Source organism: Pseudarthrobacter sp. LMD1-1-1.1, from assembly GCF_040676255.1.
Taxonomy (GTDB): domain Bacteria; phylum Actinomycetota; class Actinomycetes; order Actinomycetales; family Micrococcaceae; genus Arthrobacter.
Window position 1 is genome coordinate 1 of record NZ_JBEGHP010000008.1, and the last position, 294, is coordinate 294.

The following is a 294-nucleotide window of genomic DNA, read 5'->3' on the forward strand; positions in this document are numbered from 1 at the left end:
ACCCGAAGCCGGTGGCCTAACCCCTTGTGGGAGGGAGCTGTCGAAGGTGGGACTGGCGATTGGGACTAAGTCGTAACAAGGTAGCCGTACCGGAAGGTGCGGCTGGATCACCTCCTTTCTAAGGAGCACCTACAACAACCGGCCTGGATGTATGTCCGGGTGTGGGGGTTGTCAGGAAGCAAGCCCGTTGCGCAGGCGATTGTCCTGCGGCGGGTGCTCATGGGTGGAATATCAACAAATAGCGGCCGTTGTGTTGTCGTGTCCTTTCCTAGTACGAACCCTGGTGGTTCTGGA

The 294-nt window shown here is 58.2% G+C and carries 1 rRNA gene; it reads left to right on the top strand.

The features are described 5' to 3' along the window. A 16S ribosomal RNA gene (locus MRBLMD1_RS05480) occupies positions 1-118 on the top strand; the annotation flags it as partial. Positions 119-294 lie beyond the last annotated feature (176 nt).